We start from the raw sequence: 22454 nt of genomic DNA on the forward strand, positions 1-22454 counted from the left end.
AAAAGGCCTTCTCACCTGATATGATGAGAAGGCCAAAAAAGCATACGTATCCCCCAAAAAGAACATACGTATATTATATTCCGACTTCCTTCTCAACCTCACGGGGTTGGGTTAAAGGACTGTATTATTACTTTATTTTTAGCACTCTTCTATTGTATTGTCAAATAAAGAGGAAGTTATTATGTGTAAAATATTTCAAAAAATATTTCGTTCTTCTTGACGCCGACTTCATTATTTTCCCATAATAAAACTAACTAAATAAAAAGGAATGAATCAAAGATGCTAAATTTAGTACTCATGATGATTGAACGAGTCGGACTTATAGTTATTTTAGGATTTTTACTCTCTCATATTAAAACTTTCAGACGCCTCCTTCATAAACAGGATGGCTATGTAGATAAGCTGAAGCTTATTTGTATTTTTTCGGTATTTACAATTGTAAGCAATTACACTGGGATTGAAATAGCAGGAAATACGATTATGAATGAAAACTGGTTACAAGGTGTTTCTTCGTCAAGTACAATTGCGAATACGCGTATTATGGGTGTCGGTATTAGCGGCTTACTTGGTGGCCCTATCGTAGGGGTTGGAGTAGGATTTATTGCTGGTATTCATCGTTATATGCTTGGTGGTACGACAGCGCTAAGCTGCGCAATCTCTTCTATTTTAGCGGGGATTATAACTGGTTATATTGGATATATTTTCAAAAAATATAATCGTACAATTACTCCTAAGTTTTCAGCAGTTTTAAGTGTTTTTATCGTATCTTTAGAAATGCTAATGATTTTATTAATTATAGAGGATGGAATTAGCGTTGTGAAAACAATAGCGATACCAATGATTCTTGTAAATAGTTTTGGAAGTTTTATTTTACTTTCTATGATACAAGCTATTTTGCGTCTGGAGGAGAATGCAAAGGCACTTCAGACCCATAAAGTATTACGTATTGCAGATAAAACGTTACCGTATTTCCGCCAAGGCTTAACAGAAGAATCATGTAAGCATGTGGCACAAATTATTCACCGTTTTACAGGAACAGATGCGGTATCCTTAACAGATACAGAGAAAATATTAGCTCATGTTGGATTAGCATCAGATCACCATATTCCTTCACATAGTTTAATAACCGGTTTGTCGAAAGAAGTGTTAAACACAGGGAAAATAATGAAAGCGAAATCACGTGAGGTTATTAATTGTCAACATGAAGGCTGCCCTTTGCAAGCGGCGATTGTAATTCCACTAACTTCGCATGGAAATACGATAGGGACATTAAAACTCTATTTCAAAAATCCTAACCAGTTAAGTCGTGTGGAAGAGGAATTAGCAGAAGGGTTAGCAAAAATATTCTCCACGCAGTTAGAGTTAGGAGAAGCTGAGTTGCAAAGTAAATTACTTCAAGATGCGGAGATAAAAGCATTACAAGCGCAAATTAACCCACACTTTTTATTTAATGCGATTAATACAGTATCAGCTTTATGTCGAACAGATGTAGAAAAAGCAAGGAAGTTATTATTACAGCTTAGCGTATATTTCCGTTGTAATTTGCAAGGGGCACGTCAGTTATTGATTCCACTAGAACAAGAATTAAACCATGTACAGGCATACTTATCACTAGAACAAGCAAGGTTCCCAAATAAGTATGAGGTAAAGATGTATATTGAAGATGAGCTAAAGACAACTTTAGTACCACCATTTGTTCTTCAACTATTGGTTGAAAATGCATTGCGACATGCTTTTCCGAAGAAGCAACCAGTATGCGAAGTGGAAGTGCATGTTTTTGAAAAAGAGGGTATGGTTCACTTTGAAGTAAAAGATAATGGACAGGGAATTGAGGAAGAACGTTTAGAACAATTAGGAAAGATGGTAGTTTCGTCAAAGAAAGGGACTGGAACAGCTTTATATAATATTAATGAACGTCTTATTGGGTTATTTGGGAAAGAAACGATGCTTCATATTGAAAGTGAATTAAATAAGGGGACGGAGATTACCTTTATTATTCCAAAAAAAGTAGGGGAGGAAGAGCCGGGTGTTAAAAGTATTAGTAGTTGACGATGAAATGTTAGCACGTGATGAACTAAAGTATTTATTAGAGAGAACGAAAGAAGTTGAGATAATTGGTGAGGCTGATTGTGTGGAAGACGCATTAGAAGAACTAATGCAAAGTAGACCAGATATTGTGTTTTTAGATATTCAATTATCCGATGATAACGGATTTGAAATCGCGAATATATTAAAGAAGATGAAAAATCCACCTGCAATTGTATTTGCTACTGCCTATGATCAATATGCGCTGCAAGCATTTGAAGTAGATGCGTTAGACTACATTTTAAAACCATTTGATGAAGAGCGTATTGTGCAGACATTAAAGAAGTATAAAAAACAAAAACAAGCGCAAATAGAAACGAAGCACGAAATAAAGGGGACAGATGTAACAGCAGAGATGCATAAATTAGCATTACCAATTGAAGAATCAATCGTACTTGTGAATATTGAAGATATTATATATGTAGGGCTTGTAGATGGGAAAGTAACAGTAAAAACAACGAGGGAAACGTATGTAACACATGATACACTTGTAATTTTAGAGAAGAAGTTACCACAAGCAAGCTTCATGCGCGTACACCGTAGCTTTATTGCGAATATTAATCATATTACTGAAATTCAGCCATGGTTTAATTCTACTTATAATTTAATCATGAAAGAAGGATCGAAAGTACCTGTTAGCCGTACATATGCAAAAGAACTCAAGAAGCTGCTTCGTATTTAAGAAGCAGCTTTTGTATTTCATCCTTTTATATTTGTAACTGATTCTGTATATTTGACGTTCTGTTATGTAAACGCTCACTTATACGTTTGTATCCTATACAATAAAGGTACCAAATCGAAAGAGGTGGCCAAAATGAGTACGAAAAAAGTATATAGTTTCTTATCACAAGCATTCATATTCTCAGCTATTATGTTAATTTCTAATATTATTGCAACACATTTACCAATTCCAATGCCTTCATCGGTAATCGGGTTAGTTATTTTATTTAGTCTATTATGTTTAAAAGTTATTAAATTGGAGCAAGTTGAATCACTCGGAACAGCTTTAACAGGTATTATTGGATTCTTATTCGTCCCATCAGGTATTTCAGTTATTAATTCTCTTGGTGTAATGGGGCAATACTTTGTACAAATTTTAACTGTAATTGTTGTAGCAACAGTTATTTTACTTGCTGTAACAGGGTTATTTGCACAATTTATTTTAGGAAAAGATGAAAAAGAAACAGAAGATACAAAAGAATTGAAAATAGTAAATAAAGGACGCAAGCACGGAAAGGTTGCGTAACCATTGCATTTATATATTGTTAGGAGGTAATGAACATGGCAAGCACAATGACTCCATATTTCGGAATCGTCGTTTCATTAATCGCATACGGAATCGGAACATTATTATTCAAGCATTCAAAAGGGTTCTTCCTATTTACACCATTATTCGTAGCGATGGTATTAGGGATTGTCTTTCTAAAGGTAGGTAACTTTACTTTTGAAGAATATAATACTGGCGGAAAAATGATTAGTTTCTTCTTAGAGCCAGCAACAATTGCATTTGCTATCCCACTCTATAAACAAGTTGATAAGTTGAAAAAATATTGGTGGCAAATTTTATCAGCTATCGTGGTTGGATCTATTTGCTCAGTAATTGTCGTGTTCATTGTTGCAAAAGCAATCGGTTTAGATACAGCAGTAATGAATTCAATGCTACCACAAGCAGCAACAACAGCAATTGCGTTACCAATTTCAGAAAGTATTGGTGGTATTCCAGCAATTACATCGTTTGCAGTTATTTTCAACGCAGTTATCGTATACGCATTAGGAGCATTATTCTTAAAAACATTTAGAGTGAAACATCCGATTGCAAAAGGTTTAGCACTTGGAACAGCGGGTCATGCATTAGGAGTTGCGGTAGGAATTGAAATGGGTGAGGTAGAGGCAGCGATGGCAAGTATTGCTGTAACAGTAGTTGGGGTTGTAACAGTAGTTGTCATCCCAATGTTCATACCATTCATTGGATAGTAAAACTTACTTAAAAAACAAGAAAAGCAAGCTATTTGTAGGACAGATTTCTACTGATAGCTTGCTTTTTATGTTACAGTAGTGGTAAGACCTATTTAAAAAAATATAAGTTTCCTTAAATCTTCATTAATACTATGTAGAATACGTTTTGAATTAGGTCATTGTATTGTAAAATAAGAAGTAAGCTACTATATACCTGTTAAGGTAGGCATATAATGAGTTTATAAAAATCTTAATATGAATGAATAATTAAAAGTAGAAAAGAGAGAGAAATCTACTTATTAACGTTTTAGTTTATAGGACAGGAGAGAGTATTCGTCGATTATGCAAATAAAAAACCTGTTTCAAAGTAAAGGATTTCAGAGGTTACTCGTATTAGTAATACTTGCTCTCGTGTTATACGGGCTGCAAAGTATGTTGAATTTAATATTAATTACGTTTATTCTCACGTATTTAATGGATCGATTCCAAAAGTTTATTTCCCGCAAATTAGATCATTTCATGCCTATTAATCGAAAAATTATTATAGCATTTCTATATGTAATGTTAATTGGTGGAATTGCTATTACGCTATTTAAATATTTACCAGTATTGACGATACAAATTTCACAACTGATTTACCAATTCAATGTATTTTTAAGAAACCCACCAGATAGTGAACTAATTAAGTATGCAGTTAATGCTGTCAATCATATGGAGCTTTCTAAATATGTAGGACAAGGCGTAGACATTTTGTATAAATCGATTACGAATGTTGGTAAATTTGGCCTTCAGGTTTTACTTTCTTTAATTTTGAGTTTGTTTTTCTTATTAGAAAAATCTCGTATTGTTGGTTTTACTGCAAAGTTTAAAGAAAGCAGGCTTGCAATTTTCTATACTGAAATTGAGTACTTCGGAAAGAAATTTGCACGTTCATTTGGAAAGGTAATCGAAGCACAATTTTTAATTGCTATTGTTAACTGTGTTCTTTCAGTTATCGCATTATGGATATTAGGATTCCCGCAATTATTAGGTTTAGCATTAATGATTTTCTTGCTTGGATTAATTCCAGTAGCGGGGGTTATCATTTCGTTATTCCCACTTTGTATGATTGCTTACAATATTGGCGGTATTATGTACGTTGTTTATATTTTAGTTATCGTAACAGTGATTCATGCGCTTGAAAGTTACGTATTAAATCCGAAGTTTATGTCGCAAAAAACAAATTTACCGATTTTCTATACTTTTATGGTATTAATTTTCTCAGAGCACTTCTTAGGTGTATGGGGACTGATTATCGGTATTCCAATCTTCATTTTCTTACTAGATGTTTTAGACGTGACAAGTGATGAAATGGAGAAGGATGTTGGAAAAAATAAAGTGAAGTAAGAAAAAGCATCGATGTTCGATGCTTTTTCTTTTATAACATTATGTTTCTTATGCCATACTGTAAGGAGAATATAGAATAGGGGTGAAGTAATGGCTGTAAATGAAAAGGTAGAGTTAGCTACATTTGCTGGAGGGTGTTTCTGGTGTATGGTTTCTCCATTTGAAGAGATGGAGGGCATTATACAGGTTATTTCAGGTTATACAGGCGGTCATAAAGAGGACCCAACGTATAAAGAAGTGTGCTCAGAAACAACAGGACATTATGAAGCGGTACAAATTACATTTGATGCAAATAAAATGTCGTATGAGGAATTGTTAAATATATATTGGAGACAAATTGATCCGACCGATATTGGAGGACAATTCCACGACCGCGGACAGTCTTATGAAACAGTGATTTTTTATCATAATGAAGAACAACATAAAAAAGCAGAAGCCTCAAAAGAAGAACTTGAGCAGAGTGGGCGCTTTTCAAAACCAATTGCGACAAAAATACTACCAGCAGCTACATTTTATCCAGCTGAAGAATATCACCAAGGATATCATAAGAAAAACACATTCCGCTATGAGTTATATCGTAAAGGCTCAGGACGAGATGCTTTTATTAAGCAACATTGGCCAAAGGATAATGCTCATTTAAAAGAAAAACTCAATGAGATGCAGTTTTATGTAACGCAGGAAAATGGTACAGAACCACCATTTCGAAATGAGTATTGGAACCATAAAGAGGAAGGTCTTTATGTAGACATCGTTTCAGGTGAGCCGCTATTTACTTCTCTAGACAAATTTGATAGTGGATGTGGATGGCCTAGTTTTACAAAACCAGTTATGTCAGCAAGTGTGAAAGAAAAGATGGATGTGAGTCATAATATGACGCGTACAGAAGTGAGAAGTAAGGGAGGAGATTCACATCTTGGGCATGTATTTCCAGACGGTCCAGGACCAAATGGACTTCGTTACTGCATTAATTCTGCAGCCCTTCGATTTATTCCAAAAGAGGAATTAGAGAAAGAAGGCTATGGTGATTTTCTAGTCTTGTTTGGAAATAAAAAATAACCTCGCAGTTAGCGAGGTTATTTTTTGTTATTTTGTTTTTTTCTTTTTAAATTTGCTTAATACTTCATAAACGATTGGAACAATAAGAAGTGTTAATAACGTTGAACTTGTTAATCCACCAATTACCGTTACACCAAGTCCTTTAGAAATTAAGCCACTACCTTCAAATCCTAATGCAAGCGGGATAAGAGCACCAATTGTTGCAATTGCAGTCATTAAAATTGGACGAAGGCGTGTTGCACCAGCTTCTAATAAAGCTTCACGTGTTGATAGTCCTTCATTTTCTTTATGAATAACGCGGTCGATAAGCACGATTGCGTTTGTTACAACGATACCGATTAACATAAGCGCCCCAATCATTGCAGACACACTTAATGTTTCACCGGAGATTAATAAGGCAACAAGAGCTCCGATAATCGTAAATGGTAGCGAGAATAAAATTGCGAATGGTGCAAGGGCACCGCCAAATGTAACGACAAGAACGAAGTACACAATGGCAATCGCAGCTAACATCGCTAAGCCAAGTTGCTTAAATGATTCTTCAATATCTTTTGTAACGCCGCCCATAGAAACATCTACGCCAGAAGGAAGATCCATTTTATCTACTTCTTTTTGAACAGCGGCAGATGCTTTTGAAACGTCATCAGATGTTAGTTTTGCACTTACTTCTGCATAAACACGGCCATCGCGGTGTTTCACTGTATTCGAAGTTTCACCTTCTTTTACAGTCATAACATCTTTCACAGCCACTTCAGTACCAAGTGGTGTTGTAATTTTACGATTTGTTAAGTCATCGATTGTTTCATAATTTTGTTTTTCAGCTTCTACATATACATTGATATCTTTACCGTCTTTTTTAATTGTTGTCAGAACAGGGCGATCATGTTGATTAGAAAGTCCCATTCCAATTTGAGCAGCCGTTAAGCCCATTTTACTCAGCTTTTCCTGATCTGCGACTAAAGTGTACTCTGCATATGTTTTTGCAATACTAGAGTCAATATCCTTTAAGTCTTTATTTTTCTTCATGATATTTTGAATATCTTTTACGACAGGCTTAATGTCTTCTGAGCTATCTCCGTAAACGTATAGTTTAATTTCGTTACTACCGCCACTTGCTCCGAAGTCTTGGTTTTTCCATTCGCCTTTGCCAGACATCTTCTGTAAATCTTTAACGACCTGTTCTTTCTCTTTTTCAAAGTTTTTCGTGTCGTTATCATATTGCACGAAGAACATTGCTTGGTTTGATCGACCAGGACTCATTGGGTTTTCGCCACCTAATGAGAACTGAATTGTTTTGACGTCTTTATTATTTTGGAAGTGCTTCTCAGCTTTTGTTGCAATTTTTTCAACGTCTTCTAACGTTTGACCTGGTTCGGGGTTGTATGTTGCGATAATCATTTTTTCTTCTTCAGAAGGTAAGAAACTTACACCGATAACTGGTACAAGTGCAAGACTACCAACTAATAGAAGGACAGCGATACTTGATGTAATAATTTTGTGATTTAAAGCCCATGCAAGTATGCGTTTATACCCATTTGCTAATTTACTTGGTTTTTCTTCATGATGTACTTCTTTTTCCCTCATGCTCTCTTTCTTAAATAAGGAATGAGCTAGCATCGGTACGATTGTAACTGCTACTAGTAATGATGCTAATAAAGCGAAGACGATAGTTAAGGCGAATGGTAAGAACATTTCACCAATCATACCTTTTACTAGTCCAAGTGGTAAAAATACAGCAATTGTTACGATGGTAGAAGACATAATTGGGATAAACATTTCTTTCGTAGCTTCACGAATTAAATCTTTTCCGCGCAATTTCTCTTCTGATAACGACATACGGCGGTAAATATTTTCAATAACAACAATTGAGTCATCGACAACGCGGCCTATAGCAACGGTCATTGCTCCAAGTGTCATAATGTTAAGCGTAATATCCATTTGCTTTATGACTAAAACAGCAATTAATAAAGAAAGTGGTATTGAAACGACAGAGATTAACGTTGTTCGAATATTTCGTAGGAACAGCATAATAATAACGATCGCAAAGATAGCACCGAAAATTGCTTTGCTCAGCATTGTTTCTACTGATTTTTCAATAGGTGCACCTTGATCGAATGTTGAAATAATCTCTAAGTCTTTATACTTTTTCTCAAGTTCTTTTACTTTATCTTTTACTGCATTTACAACATCAACTGTATTTGCATCAGAGGCCTTCACAATTTGAATTCCAATTGCTTCTTTTCCATTTGTTCGAGAAATGGATTCTGCTTTCCCAACTTCTTTAATGTCAGCAATTTCATCTAATGTAACTGTTGGAATCCCGTTCATAGCGGCTGGATTCATTTGTGGCGTTTGTGCACCAGCGCCAGCATTTTGACTACCTTGACCGTTAGGTGAGGAAGGTATAGCTGGGATTTTAAGTTCTTTTAATGCTTTAATCGTTGTAATATTGCCATCTACAACAACTGATTTTTCCGTGTCTTTAAATGTGTATAAGCCAAGTGGTAAAGATACATCCGATCCTTTAATCACATTTTTTACAGTATCTTCACTTAGTCCTAGTTCTTTCATTTTATCTTTCTTAAAGATGAGCTGTACTTCATCTACTTGTTGACCAGCAATTTGAACAGATGCAACACCATCAAGTCCTTTTAATCCCGGTACAACATTTTTTTCTACATTTTCAGTTAAAGTAGCTAAAGATTCATTCTTGCTTGCTACGCTTAACGAAATAACGGGAAAAGCATTGAAGTTTACTCGTGAAACTTTAGGATCTTTAACACCTTCTGGGAGTTTTACATTTGTGAGAGCTTCTTTAATTTCTGTTTCTGCTTTTTCCATATTTTTGTCAAAATCGTATTCTACTTGAATAGAAGATGCGTTTTGAAAAGATGATGAACTCACAACGTTAACACCGCTTAAATTTTGTAGTTGTTCTTCCATCGGCTTTGAAACTTTATCAGCTACTTCTTCTGGTGTAGCACCAGGATAGACCGTAGTTACTGTCACAATCGGTGTTGTAATATCAGGAATTGTTTCCAGCTTCATATTGAGTCCAGAGTAGATCCCCGCAATAGTAACAATAATGGTTAGTAGCCAAACTGCGAACTTATTTTTTAACGAGAAATTGATGATTTTGTTCATGTTTGCGCTCCCTTTGTATTATATTGACCAACTGGTCAGTCTAATACATAATATAACTGACCATTCGGTCAATCGTCAATAAAAAGGGATGGTATAATACATTTATAATAAGATGCGAGATTAAATTTAGGAGAGAAGATATGAAAGAAAAAGAGCGTTTAATTATAGAATCGGCTATGAAGTTATTTGCTACTAAGGGTGTAAATGCGACATCAGTGCAGGAAATTGTGACAGCTAGTGGTATATCTAAGGGAGCTTTTTACTTATATTTTAAATCGAAAGATGAGCTTTTATTAGCGACACTTCGATATTATTATGACAAAATCCAAAAGAAAATGCTGGATATTGAACAAGAGTCTTTATTACCACGTGAAAAATTTGCAAAACAATTACATTGTCAGTTTAATGATATACAAAAGCATAAAGAATTTATTATTATGCATGCGAGAGAAAATGCAATTCCGTTTAATAAAGAAGTAGAAGAATTTATGATGCGGATGAAGTTAGAGTCTCATGCATTTTATCGGAATAGTTTATTGTCCATTTATGGTGAAAAGGTTATGCCATATTTATTGGATTTAGTAATTATAGTAGAAGGCATATGCCGTGGTTATTTAGAATTAATTATTTTACAAGCACCAGAAATTGACTTATCGTATGTCGCTGCTTTTATTTTAAAAAGAGTAGATCATTTAGTAGATGGCTTGGTAGAATCTTCGGAAGAACCTATTTTACATGAAGAAAAGCTTGGAGAATTCCTTTGTAAATCAGAGCTTATTAAGGAACAAGTTAAAGAGCATTTTTTAAAAGAAATTATTGTATTTAAGCGTAGTTTAGCTGATCAATTAGAGGATGATGAGTTGTTAGTAACGTTAGATGTTTTAGAGGCGGAAATACGATTGCTTAATCCAAGAATTCCAGTAATTAGAGGTATGTTAGCAAATTTAGAGGCGTATCCGGAATTAAAAGAATTTCGATTACGACTTATAGGATACTACAATATAAAAAATTCTTAATAAAAATAAGTAAAAAACTCCTTGTTTACACAAGGAGTTTTTTCTTAAAGACTATTTACTATTTTGAGACCATTCTTCAACATCCCAAACTTTTGTAATCCAATCTTCATAGAAGTCCGGTTCGTGACATACAAGGAGGATTGTTCCTTTATATGCTTTCATAGCCTTCTTAAGTTCCGCTTTTGCTGTAACATCAAGATGGTTTGTCGGCTCATCAAATAGTAGCCAGTTACTTTCCTCACCCATTAGCTTACACAAACGAACTTTTGCTTGTTCTCCACCACTTAATTGACTTAATGGGCGAGAAATATGTTCATTTTTTAATCCGCATTTTGCTAACATCGCACGAATTTGATGCTGGTCTAAACCAGGGAATGTATTCCATACATCATCAATTGGTGTTATATTGTCAGCTTTAACTTCTTGCTCAAAGTATGCAGGCTCTAAGAAGTCACCAAGGCTTGTTTTACCGCTTAAAGGCTTAATTTTACCTAAGATTGTTTTTAGTAACGTTGATTTACCAACACCGTTACATCCAACAATAGCAATTTTTTCACCACGTTCGATCGTCATTGATAGCTTTGGTAGTAGCGGATGTGTATATCCGATTTCTACATTTTCACCTTCAAAGACGAAGCGACTACTTGCGCGACTTTCTTTAAATGAGAATTCAGGTTTAATTGCTGTTTCTGGGCGATCAATAAGTTCCATGCGATCAAGTTGCTTTTGACGACTCTTTGCACGACCTGTCGTTGAATAACGAGCCTTGTTTTTTGCAATGAAGTCTTCTTGCTTTTTGATAAACTCGCGCTGCTTTTCATAAGCGTTTATATGTTGGTTTTTATTGATTTCTGCTAGTTCTAGGAATTTTTCATATGTCGCTGTATAGCGTGTCATTTTTGTGAATTCTAGATGGAAAATAACATCAACACATTTGTTCATAAATTCCGTATCATGAGAAATTAATAAGAATGCATGTGGGTATTCTTTTAAATAATTTGTTAACCAATGAATATGTTCAACGTCTAAATAGTTAGTAGGTTCATCAAGCAATAATACTTCTGGCTGTTCAAGTAATAGCTTTGCAAGCAATACCTTTGTACGTTGTCCACCACTTAGTGCTGAAACATCACGATCTAAACCAATAGCATCAATTCCAAGACCACGTGCAGCCTCTTCAATTTTCATATCTAGTAAATAGAAACCACCTGCTTCAAGTGCATCTTGTATTTCTGCCATTTGTTCAAGAAGTTCTTCTAGTTCTTCTGGTGTAGCAGTTCCCATTTTTTCTGTAACTTCATTTAAAGCTTTTTCCTTTTCGAATAACGGTAAAAATGCATCCGCTAGTACGTCACGGATTGTACGTCCAGGCGTTAAAACAGTATGCTGATCTAAGTAGCCGTAATGTGTGCCCGGTGTCCATTCTACACGACCTTGGTCATGAATAAGCTGACCAGTAATGATATTCATGAATGTTGATTTACCAACACCGTTTGCACCAACTAATCCAACGTGCTCACCTGCTAATAATCGCATAGATACATCTTTAAATAATGTACGATCACCAAATGTATGTCCTAATTTTTCAACTGTTAATAAGCTCATAGTATCCTCCGTCCAACTTGAAATAGTACCTTGAATCATGATACTAAATTCTTTCATATAATGCCATCATTTCAAAATGTATATTTTTTCAAAAGAAGTGTTTGTAAATGTTAGTATATAAAAAAGTTACTTCTACCTACAGAAGTAACTTTTTGGTTATGCCTTTTGTTTAACTTCACTAACTTTCTTTTCAGCTACAATAAAATGCGGTCTACGTTTTGTTTCATAATAAATACGACCGATATATTCACCAATAACACCTAGGAATATGAGTTGAATACCGCCAATAAATAGTATAGCGGAAATGAGAGTAAAGTAACCAGGAACTTCCACACCACCAAGGATGATTTGAACGAACGTAGTGATTACGTATAAAAGTCCTAAAATGGTTGTTAGTAATCCGAGATATATAGATAGACGTAACGGTTTATTATTAAATGAAATTACACCATCAATTCCGTAATTTAATAATTTCGAGAAGGTCCATTTACTTTCTCCATCAGAACGTAATACATTTTCATATTCAATGATTAATTCGTTATAACCGATCCAAGAAAATAAGCCTTTTGAAAATCGGTTGTATTCACTTAAAGATAATAAAGAATCTACTGCTCTTCGACTTAAAAGTCTAAAGTCACCAATACCGTCTACTAATTCAATATCTACAAATTTATTCATCACTTTATAGTAAAGACGAGAGACGAAAGAGCGAACGGGTGAATCACCAGTTCTTGTTCTTTTTGCAATGACTTGGTCGTAGCCGTCGTTATATCCTTCTAACAGTTCTTTTATTAACGTAGGAGGGTGTTGTAAGTCAGCATCCATAATAACAATTGCATCGCCTGTAGCATATTTTAAACCAGCTAACATTGCAGCTTCTTTTCCGAAGTTTCGACTAAATGATATGTAGTGTACTGACGAATCTGAACTAGCTAAATCACGTAAAATATTTAAAGTATCATCTTTACTACCATCATTAACAAAAACAAATTCATAATCGGTAGTTAATTTATGAATTTCAAGAGAAGTCTCTGAATAAAAGGCTCGAAGCACCTTTTCTTCATTGTAGCATGGTACAACGATTGAAAGAGTCATTTTTGACACTCCTTGTTTGTAGTGGGTTAAAACAATGTTATGCGTTTTTATATGAATCTATCCAATTGGATAGATTCATGATTCATTGATTGCTCATTATTGCTTTTTAAAAGAAAATTTTCGTCGTGCTTTTGGATTTTTGAAAATTAGTAAAGCTATACAGATAATTAGTGAGATGATTGATATAATCATACCTAATTTGAAGTAAGGTGTAACGTAAGTCATTTCGATTACATGTGAACCTTTTGTAATGGGAACACCGATAAAGGCAGAATTCGCTTTCGTAAATTCTGTTTCTTTTCCATCAATTTTTATAGTCCAGCCTTTACTATATGGGACAGATAAATATAAGAGCCCGTCTTTATTTGATTTGATATCCCCTTTTAAATAATTGTTCTTATAATAAATATTTTCAAGCCTATTTTCAGTTAGTTTTTTTGTTTCTTTTTGTACACTTTCATAGTTTACAATATTTGCTTGCAAGTCACCTAATTCATACTCACCTGCCATATCAATAGAGATAGTTAGGTTTTCTGGACGCTCATTGCCCAAATTGTAAACAAACCTTTCTAACGGATAAGAGTATGCACCAGCATCGTCCCCTTTTCCTATCGTTTTTCCATTAACAGTTGCATTGAATGTGCCTGCATTTTTTAATTTTAATTCTATCAGTAGATCACCAGGTGTATCAGGATAATTGATAGGTACAATCATATTTCCAAAGCCATGAACAATTAGTTTATTTTCTTGTTTTTCCATGTTTTCGAATTTTGCTTTTTCCGTTTTAATAGATACTGCCTTTGATTTGAGGTCTTGTTTATTAAAATGGTTTAATGAAAATTCTTTTGTATTATTAACGACAACAGCATGTAATAATAATTGATCACGCTGAGCGAAGTTTAATTTAGAAAATTCTTCTTCACTTATAGCCGAATCATATACATATCCTAACGGTAAAGCATAGTCATTTTTGTAAATATTATATGGTCCTACTTGCTGTAATAGTTTATATCCATAAGGTACATTCTTTGAATCTGTATCAGCACTTAATACGCGATATTTTATACCTAGCATATTTTCGAGTAGTAGTCGACTATCAGCTTGATAAAACATTGAAGGTGTATCGTACATTTGGAATACACCATATTTATTTTTCATAAAGTCATGGACATAATAATTAACTAAGCTTTGATACGTACTTACGCCATGATATCCTTGTAGCATTGGTGTGTTATATTCGCTATATGGATTAAGAATACGATAAAAGTCTTTATCATTTTCTTGTATGTAGCGAATTGCAGCAATTTCTTCTTTATTATCATAGCCTGGTTCGTGTAACTTTTCAGTTGAAATCTGGCTCTGTCCGTAAACGGTGCTAAGTATATTATTCGCATACATATAATTCATAGAAATTGTGCTAACGAGTACATTCAATACAACTAAAAATTGTATGAAAGGTTTGGAAATATAACGCCATAAACATACTGTAATAACAGAAAGAACGACAGTTCCGAGTAAAATGTTATCAACGTCTTGTAAAGGTTTATCAGTTACATTTATATTTGCTTTTCTATAAAATGCATAAATGAATAATCCAATAGACACTAATAAACTTATTAAATAAGGTAATTTGTAGTCTTTCTTATGAATAATCATCCAATCTAGAATGTATGCAATTGTTTGGGCAATTACAAATACAAATAAATAGAACCATCTAGATTGCATTGCTGAAAAACCATTAAACACAGAATATGTATATGGAAGCATAAACAGAATGAACATGAATAACGTAAAGAATACTTTATTTTTAACGAGTTTATCACGTATAAACATTCCAAATACGATTAAGAATAAAATTAAAGCTGGTAAAGCTAATTGATGATTTTCAGCATTATACATGAAGAAAATATTTTCCATTAAATCTTTATAAAATTTATCTTCAAATAATAATGGTATCTCAAACTTTTTTGATAGTCGATCAGCACTAAATACGGCATTAACTGATGGGAGGAAGCAAACGGCGGCTAAACCGAGTGATAATCCATACAATAAACCGATTCTAATATAATAAGTTAGAAAAGAGACAATCGTTTTATTTTGTTGTGTCGCAAAGTATTGGAATAATGCATAAATAAATATGAAAATACTTGTGATAAAAGCAAAATAAAAGTTTGATGCTAACATTAAAGTAGCAGCGATTAGGAAAAGTCCGCGCTTCTTTTCAATAATATATTTATCAAGTCCCCATATTACTAATGGTAAAAATACAATGGCATCAGCCATGAAATCCCATAGTAAAGAGTGGCGGATGAAAGTAATACAACCACCATATATAATAGCAGCAACAAAAGATGAGAATGCTGTTTTATTATGGTAACGTAAAGAACCATACATGAATACCATAGCTAAAAAGTTTTTTAAAATACTCATGTATAATTTCACGTCATATACTTGCTCAAGACTTAGTTTAGGTAGTAACAGTGTAATCCAGAAAAACGGTGATGTGCTGTAATAATAACTAAACTCTCCAAATAAATCTCCACCTAATCCATAATCAAAAGACCAAAAAAGGTTGCCATCTTTAAAGGCATGTTGTAGAAGAAACGTAAAAAAACCAAATTGACGTAACGCATCCCCTGTACCAGAAAAGGCTTGATTAGATGTTAAAAAGAAATAATGAAAAGCAAAAGCGCACAATAATAATATTGGCATAATTATTATTGTTTTCTTGGAAAAGAATTTATTATTCGGCTTTATGCTCATAAAAATTGATAATCCTCCTTTGAAAGTCGTTACATGTAGCAACTAGTTTTTAGGTAGCATATAAAAACACACCAATTTTTAAAGGTGTGTTCTTTAGTTTTAACATGAGAAAATATATATTTTTGTTGAAGCATATATATTTTTACAAGCGTTGAAGTTCATAGTTTACATGTAATTTAGTATAAGGCATTTTCAGAAAGTAAGTCAATTTGAGCTGGAATATATAGCATTTTTTTACTGAAGAAAAATGATGGTATATAAAAAAGCAAAAAGCTTTTCCATTTTTAAATAGGAAAAGCTTTTTGCTTTTAAGCATGTTTGCGAATAATCTTTTGTTTTATAAATCCTAAAACGAATCCACGTATTTGAGGATCAATTACAATTCCGATTATACCGTATAGTATACCAGTAAGAGTTAAAGCAACTAATGGTGGTAAGTTGATTAATGCAATTCGGTATATACCGTAACTAATAATAAAGGCTAAGGAATTAAATATAATTCCTTTAACTAATAATTGCATGCCTTTACGAATAAAGAGGGTAAATCCAATTAATAGTGTAATTTCGGTAATGATGGCTGCGGCAGCTGCCCCCATCATTCCATATTTACTACCTAATACAATATAACCTATGATGGCAACAACTAATCCAATAGTCATTGTTGTTGCACGTTTCCATTGCTGGCCAATCGTTGTTAAATTATCGGCTAGTGGATAGTTAATTGATTGTAAAATAACCATAAACGCTAGAATAGCAAGAGCGTCACCAGCGGGAGCGTATTTTTCTCCTAATAAACTAACAATCCAGAAACTTGGATCAGCAATAAAGGGGATAGAAATTCCCATTCCTAAAAAAGACATAAGTTTTAATTCAAAACTTGATAATTTTCTATGTTCTTCAATATTTTTCTCATTACCAAAAGCAAAAAGTCTTGGATAAAAAGCAGCTGCAATTACTCCAGGTATTTGATATAGTACAGCAGGTATTTTAGATGCAGCACCAAAGAATCCAACTTGCTTATATGTTGAAACCTTTTCTAATATAATAGGGCCCAATTGTGGTAAGAGCATAATAATGATTCCGTTGATCGTGAAAATAAGTAGTTGATCTAAAATGCCTTTATCCCAACCCTTATGGACTTTCGTGTAACGTATTGTCATTATAAAGGCGATAACACCTGTTACAAGACTAGATACCCCGTACATGGCAGCAACCATCATAAGTGACCATTGGAAAGACATCCCTAGTAATAGGGCAGCAGCAGCTGTTACACCTTGTAGTACAGAAATAATAGCTGTAAATTGCATGCGTTCTGTTACTTGGAAGTAAGCCATACCAACACCTTGTAAGGTTGCTCCGAACATTGTTGGTAGGACAACCCAATATACCATCGCACGTAAGTAAGCATCGGGATAGAAGAACTGGGCAAAAATAGCGAAAAGTACAGAAATTACGATAGCTAATATTAAACGAATACGTAAATAACTACTTATTAGCACACTAATATTAGCATCGCTTCTCGTTCCTTCACGCATAAACGTATGTGTTAAACCTGCATCTGTAAAGTAACAAATAACAGCTGAAACTGCTAACGCAGTTGTAAACATACCGTAATCACTTGGAGAAACATATCTTGCAAAGAAAATTGTTGCAATAGCCAGTACAAAGCGGACAGTAATGTTTCCTACAAAGAGGTAGGATGCGTTTTTTAGAATTTTATTTGTTTTCATGAGAAAAGACCTTTCTATTCTTTAGGACCCGGTTAGTTTGTCCTATTTGTAAATTTAATTTGTTCACAGAAAGAGAGAGTATCGTTATATTTTCAGTTTAAGAAAACAGAAATTTAATTCGTACAAACCAAAGCATTGCATATAGTTTTTTACTACGCTTTCCATTCTTTGAATAGATTTTACGGCAATATTTCCTTATATCTTTTTTGATTAATTGAACTTGTGATTTATCTAATCGAGAGTTTTCTTTAATATATATACAAGCGTTATTGATGACTGTATAAGGGAATAAATAAGTCTCAAGAATCTCAATCAGTGACTGAGGGTCTTTCGTAATGAAGTCTTGAGATTTATTATGTACCCAATCTTTCATACGATTGAATACTTCTAGCTCTTTTGTTGTTTTTAATTCATAATCTTTATACTTAGAAGAAAGATTTCCTTCTGATAAGATTCTATAATAAGTTAAGTATTCATCGACATAACATACATTTGTCAAACTCATAAGTTTAAATAAAAACTCTAAATCTTCTCCCCAACTACATCCTGGTGTAAAACGAATGTTATGATCCATTACGATGGATCGTTTGAAAATCCAAGTACTTGTTTGAGCAACAACTTGATGTGTTAGGAATGCTTTTGCCATATCACCTTTAATAAAGTTTGTTGTATGTTCAACCTTCTCGCCTGTTTCTTCGTAGAAATTCATATAACCACAATAGCACGCGTCCATGTTGTTTTTATGCATACTCTCGATTTGTTTCTCAATTTTAGTTGGATGCCATAAGTCGTCACTATCAAGGAAAGCGATATATTCTCCGCTAGCATTTTCGATACCTGTATTACGGGCTACCGAAACACCTTGGTTTTTTTGATGAACGTATTTTACTTGCCCTGGGTATTTTTCAGCAAGGTTTTTCACAATAGAAGGTGATTGATCTTTACTTCCATCATCTACAATTACAATTTCAATGTTTTTATATGTTTGATCTAGTATTGACTGCATCGTTTCTTCAATATATTTTTCCGTGTTATACAGGGGTATGACAACAGAAACAAGTTGCTTTTGTTCCATCATAGAATTTTTATCTCCTCAAGTTTTTTATGTCTTGCATCATATATACAAGCCTTTTGGAAGGAAGAAGATTACAAGAACATCTGTATAAGTTTAACGCATATAAACTTTGTAAATCAACTTTCTATTGTTGTACTTTGTATAAAAAGTATTTATTATAGAACGTATTGTGTTGTAAAAATATAGAAATATATTTTGAAAATTATGTATCTGAAGGGAGAAGATGAGATGTTAGGGCGATTTACTCGCAAATCTAATATAATCCTTTTAGGGATTATTATGATAGTCGGTTTTGCACTTCGTTTTGCAACTTTACAAACACATGGTGCAGATCTATCTATAGCTAGCGATGATATAGGTTATCAAAAAACGGCAAATATTTTATTGGAAACAGGGATGTTAACATATCATGAACCAGATAAACCAACGATTCATATTATGCCGGGTTTTCCAGCTTTATTAGCTGTTGTATTTTATTTTTTTGGAAATGGCAGTGAAGGTCTTTTTGTAGCAAAATTAATTATTATCCTATTAGGGGTACTTAGTATTTTGCTAACTTATAAGATTGGCACTTATTTATTGAATTCTGCTGCAGGATTAATAGGTGCTTTCTTATTAGCTGTGTATCCTCCAGAGATTGTTATGGAAAATTTAACTTTAACAGAAGGACCGTTTCTATTCCTTTCATTAGGATTAGTATATTGGAGTTTAAAATTAGCTGATACTCATAAAACGAAACATCTTCTGATTGTATTAATTTTCTACTTTTTAGCACTGTACCTCCGTGTACAAATTGCCTTATATCCAATCTTACTATTTGGGTATCTTTTAATGAAACGCTACCCATTCCGTATTATGATGAAGCAAGCGATTATAAGCATAGGAATAGGACTTATCGTACTTGGACCATGGTGGGCTCGCAATTACATTCAATTTGATAAATTTATCCCACTAACTGCTGGGGCAGGGAATCCGTTATTACTTGGAACGTATCAAGGGAAAGGTTACCCAGAAGGTAAGGATATGGGGGAACTTGAAATAGAGTTACATGCAAAATACCCTAATCTTGAAGCACATGAATTTATGGAATTAGAAGAAAAAATAGCGATTGATAAAATGAAGGAATGGTGGAAAACTGATAAGGAATCTATGATAGAGAGTTATTTAGTTTTGAAGCCAGAAATTCTTTGGAAAAAACCGTATTATTCTATAGAGCATAATATTGAAGTATTCAATGTTTCTGCAAAGGATATGAATGAAATATATAATTTTATTAAGACGACGTTTTTAATATGTACAGTACTTTCATTTATTTTCCTTTTAAAAAGGTGGAGAGAGACTACATTTTTATGGTCAATCCTTTTATTGCAAACAGCTTTAACATGTTTTTATGTTGCATATGAACGATATGCATTACCGTTAATACCATTCTTATTTATTATAATTGGAGTTGGGACCGTGGCAACTGTTATGAAAATTAGTAAATTATTAATTAGAAAAAAATAGTTTGCAATAAAAAACATCTTAATTTTTTTAAAAAATTAAGATGTTTTTTTGTATATATTCATATTTAAATAGAAAACTATTCTTTATCGGTTTCAGGTTGCGTTACTTTTAATTTTTGTTTTAATAACGCATAATCTTGCGTTAACGTTACAAGTTGATGATGTAATTTAGAAATTTTTCTTGTTAAGTCAAAAATTAATATGAAACAGAATAATAGTCCAAATAAGAATAAAACAGATGGAGGATATTCTACGTGTAATAGTTGGCCAATCCAATTTATAATTTTTTCAGTAGAACTTAAAATAGCCATTGCAACACAAACAAAAATCCATAAAATAGCATATTTAGTTTCTAAAGCTCCACGACGAATGGAATTAATAATTAATAAAAATAATAATAGAATGAAGATAAATGAAAAGGTAATTATAGGCATTTATTATCAACCTTTCACAATTTTTTGCATCAATATAGCAAGGCTTACTTTAATCATGTAATATGCAGATTTAAGAGGTGTGATAGAAGATTGTCCCCCTTGACGCTCTTGCATATTTACGGATATTTCATTAATGCGTAATTTTTTCTTTTTTAAATGAATAAGGACTTCTGGTTCTGGATAATCTTTTGGATAATTATGTGCAAAAATCTTAATTACTTCTCTATTGATAGCACGATACCCAGAAGTTGGATCCATAAAGGTTTGTTTTGTTAGTACTTTCAGTAGAGCAGTAAAATAAAAAATACCAATTCTTCTAGAAATACTACCTTTATAGGCTGTTTTCTCTGTAAAACGTGAACCTAGCACCATATCGCATTGGTCTTCAGCAATAGGTTTTATAATTTTGTACAAATCATCAGGATTATGTTGCCCATCAGCATCGAACTGAATCGCAATATCATATCCATTCTCATAAGCGTATTTATAACCAGTTTGTACAGCTGAGCCAATACCTAGGTTATATGGTAAGTTCACAAGGTGAACAGGAAAATCATTTACGATTTGAGCTGTTTTATCATGTGATCCATCATTAATAACGCAAATGCTTAATTCTGTAAAATGCTGTTTTAGTTTTAATAATCTTGTTAATGTATCTGCAATTGCTTCTTCCTCGTTATACGCAGGAATAATAATTAACGTTTTTGGTATTGAAATTGGTACCTCAATAGACATTATCGCACCATCCCTTATATACTTAATTATATTATAGTTATTTTTAAACGAACCTTATCTAATATACCATTAATAGTATAGCAAAATAAAGGAAAAACTGGTGGATTATTTTAGGAGACAAACAGTAAATAAAAGATAAGAGGTGGAATTTTTTACAATAAAAAATACATGCAAGGATGAAATAAACCTGTGCATGTATGAAGTGAGAGTATCGTATTATATATTCCATGGCTTACTTAAAGTTAAAACTTCAGCCATCTCTTTACTTTTTAAACGTCCCTTTTTTCGGTTTTCCGCGCGTTCTAAACCGGTTGTGTGTAACCAATGTTCTTCTTCAGTTTCAGGAAGTACTTGTGGTACGGATGAAGGTTTTCCATCTTTTATTGCCACAAATGTAATGAAGCAAGTAGCAGCAATTCTACGCTCGCCTGCTAATAAGTTTTCTGCGATTACTTTTACGAAAACTTCCATTGAAGATTTCCCTGTATAACATACAAATGCTTCATAACAAACAGAATCAGCTTGGTGAATTGGAGTTAAAAAATCAACTGAATCAATAGATGCTGTTACGCAATGTTTACGACTATGTCTTGCAGCCGCAATTGAAGCAATACTATCAATTTCTGCTAATAATTTCCCTCCAAAAAGTGTTTGGTGATTATTTAAATCGTTAGGAAAAACACGTGTTGTCTTAATTGCTTTAGATTCTCGCATGAATTTCTTTTCCATATATTCAGCCCCTATAGTCTGTTTTCAATCAGAATAATATGTGTAAGCAGATTACTCATATTAGATATTTAATGAAGTAAAGTGTATTCCAAAAGAGGATTATTTAAACTTCTGTATTTGTATTCATGTAACTGAAAGAA

Annotated in this window: 17 protein-coding genes; 8 read left to right on the forward strand and 9 right to left on the reverse strand. The window is 33.4% G+C overall.

What is annotated here, in order from left to right:
* Positions 1-279: 279 nt before the first annotated feature.
* The 6 genes from lytS to msrB all read left to right on the forward strand — a co-directional run bounded on the left by lytS (position 280) and on the right by msrB (position 6483).
* On the forward strand, positions 280-2049 hold the full coding sequence (lytS, locus tag ACS2CR_RS14080) for a two-component system sensor histidine kinase LytS (RefSeq protein WP_153602649.1): 1770 nt from the start codon (positions 280-282) through the stop codon (positions 2047-2049).
* A complete protein-coding gene (locus ACS2CR_RS14085) occupies positions 2027-2767 on the forward strand; it encodes a LytR/AlgR family response regulator transcription factor (RefSeq protein ID WP_000921841.1) in 741 nt (246 codons plus the stop codon). The genes lytS and ACS2CR_RS14085 overlap by 23 nt, the downstream gene beginning before the upstream one ends.
* Before the next feature lie 132 nt (positions 2768-2899).
* The gene (lrgA, locus tag ACS2CR_RS14090) at positions 2900-3331 is read left to right on the forward strand and encodes an antiholin-like murein hydrolase modulator LrgA (RefSeq protein WP_053563271.1); all 432 of its coding nucleotides are present in this window, start codon (positions 2900-2902) and stop codon (positions 3329-3331) included.
* 35 nt (positions 3332-3366) lie between these two features.
* Positions 3367-4059, forward strand: a complete 693-nt coding sequence (gene lrgB / locus ACS2CR_RS14095) for an antiholin-like protein LrgB (protein WP_000168868.1) — start codon at positions 3367-3369, stop codon at positions 4057-4059.
* A gap of 324 nt (positions 4060-4383) precedes the next feature.
* Positions 4384-5427 carry an AI-2E family transporter gene (locus ACS2CR_RS14100; RefSeq protein ID WP_053513752.1) on the forward strand — a complete coding sequence of 348 codons (1044 nt, stop codon included), beginning with the start codon at positions 4384-4386 and terminating at the stop codon, positions 5425-5427.
* A 90-nt stretch (positions 5428-5517) separates the two neighbouring features.
* Positions 5518-6483 carry a peptide-methionine (R)-S-oxide reductase MsrB gene (msrB, locus tag ACS2CR_RS14105; protein WP_053513754.1) on the forward strand — a complete coding sequence of 322 codons (966 nt, stop codon included), beginning with the start codon at positions 5518-5520 and terminating at the stop codon, positions 6481-6483.
* A 27-nt stretch (positions 6484-6510) separates the two neighbouring features.
* On the opposite strand, the gene ACS2CR_RS14110 is transcribed toward msrB, so the two are convergent.
* Positions 6511-9627: an efflux RND transporter permease subunit gene (locus ACS2CR_RS14110; RefSeq protein WP_053513756.1), complete on the reverse strand. Its 3117-nt coding sequence runs from the start codon at positions 9625-9627 to the stop codon at positions 6511-6513.
* A 140-nt stretch (positions 9628-9767) separates the two neighbouring features.
* Here ACS2CR_RS14110 and ACS2CR_RS14115 point away from each other — a divergent pair, with 140 nt between their 5' ends.
* Entirely contained in the window at positions 9768-10643 is an 876-nt protein-coding gene (locus tag ACS2CR_RS14115) for a TetR/AcrR family transcriptional regulator (RefSeq protein ID WP_000659645.1), read from the forward strand.
* 51 nt (positions 10644-10694) lie between these two features.
* On the opposite strand, the gene ACS2CR_RS14120 is transcribed toward ACS2CR_RS14115, so the two are convergent.
* From ACS2CR_RS14120 to ACS2CR_RS14140, 5 genes are all read right to left on the reverse strand, one after another.
* The gene (locus ACS2CR_RS14120) at positions 10695-12248 is read right to left on the reverse strand and encodes an ABC-F family ATP-binding cassette domain-containing protein (protein ID WP_000055410.1); all 1554 of its coding nucleotides are present in this window, start codon (positions 12246-12248) and stop codon (positions 10695-10697) included.
* A 156-nt stretch (positions 12249-12404) separates the two neighbouring features.
* On the reverse strand, positions 12405-13343 hold the full coding sequence (locus ACS2CR_RS14125; protein ID WP_000175827.1) for a glycosyltransferase family 2 protein: 939 nt from the start codon (positions 13341-13343) through the stop codon (positions 12405-12407).
* Between the two features lie 96 nt (positions 13344-13439).
* Positions 13440-16106 (reverse strand): YfhO family protein, encoded by a 2667-nt coding sequence (locus tag ACS2CR_RS14130; RefSeq protein WP_053513758.1) that lies wholly within the window; start codon positions 16104-16106, stop codon positions 13440-13442.
* A gap of 308 nt (positions 16107-16414) precedes the next feature.
* Positions 16415-17836: an oligosaccharide flippase family protein gene (locus ACS2CR_RS14135; RefSeq protein WP_053513760.1), complete on the reverse strand. Its 1422-nt coding sequence runs from the start codon at positions 17834-17836 to the stop codon at positions 16415-16417.
* A 97-nt stretch (positions 17837-17933) separates the two neighbouring features.
* Positions 17934-18914: a glycosyltransferase family 2 protein gene (locus tag ACS2CR_RS14140; RefSeq protein WP_000970520.1), complete on the reverse strand. Its 981-nt coding sequence runs from the start codon at positions 18912-18914 to the stop codon at positions 17934-17936.
* 225 nt (positions 18915-19139) lie between these two features.
* On the opposite strand from ACS2CR_RS14140, the gene ACS2CR_RS14145 reads away from it, so the two are divergent.
* Positions 19140-20417, forward strand: a complete 1278-nt coding sequence (locus ACS2CR_RS14145; RefSeq protein ID WP_000901470.1) for a glycosyltransferase family 39 protein — start codon at positions 19140-19142, stop codon at positions 20415-20417.
* 76 nt (positions 20418-20493) lie between these two features.
* Here ACS2CR_RS14145 and ACS2CR_RS14150 read toward each other — a convergent pair whose 3' ends face one another.
* From ACS2CR_RS14150 to ACS2CR_RS14160, 3 genes are all read right to left on the reverse strand, one after another.
* Positions 20494-20850 (reverse strand): DUF2304 domain-containing protein, encoded by a 357-nt coding sequence (locus ACS2CR_RS14150; protein WP_001121767.1) that lies wholly within the window; start codon positions 20848-20850, stop codon positions 20494-20496.
* A gap of 6 nt (positions 20851-20856) precedes the next feature.
* Positions 20857-21585, reverse strand: a complete 729-nt coding sequence (locus ACS2CR_RS14155) for a glycosyltransferase family 2 protein (RefSeq protein ID WP_000021476.1) — start codon at positions 21583-21585, stop codon at positions 20857-20859.
* A 216-nt stretch (positions 21586-21801) separates the two neighbouring features.
* Positions 21802-22314 carry an acyl-CoA thioesterase gene (locus ACS2CR_RS14160; protein WP_000412120.1) on the reverse strand — a complete coding sequence of 171 codons (513 nt, stop codon included), beginning with the start codon at positions 22312-22314 and terminating at the stop codon, positions 21802-21804.
* Positions 22315-22454 lie beyond the last annotated feature (140 nt).

It is taken from the genome of Bacillus cereus group sp. BceL291 (assembly GCF_051776705.1).
Lineage (GTDB): Bacteria > Bacillota > Bacilli > Bacillales > Bacillaceae_G > Bacillus_A > Bacillus_A cereus.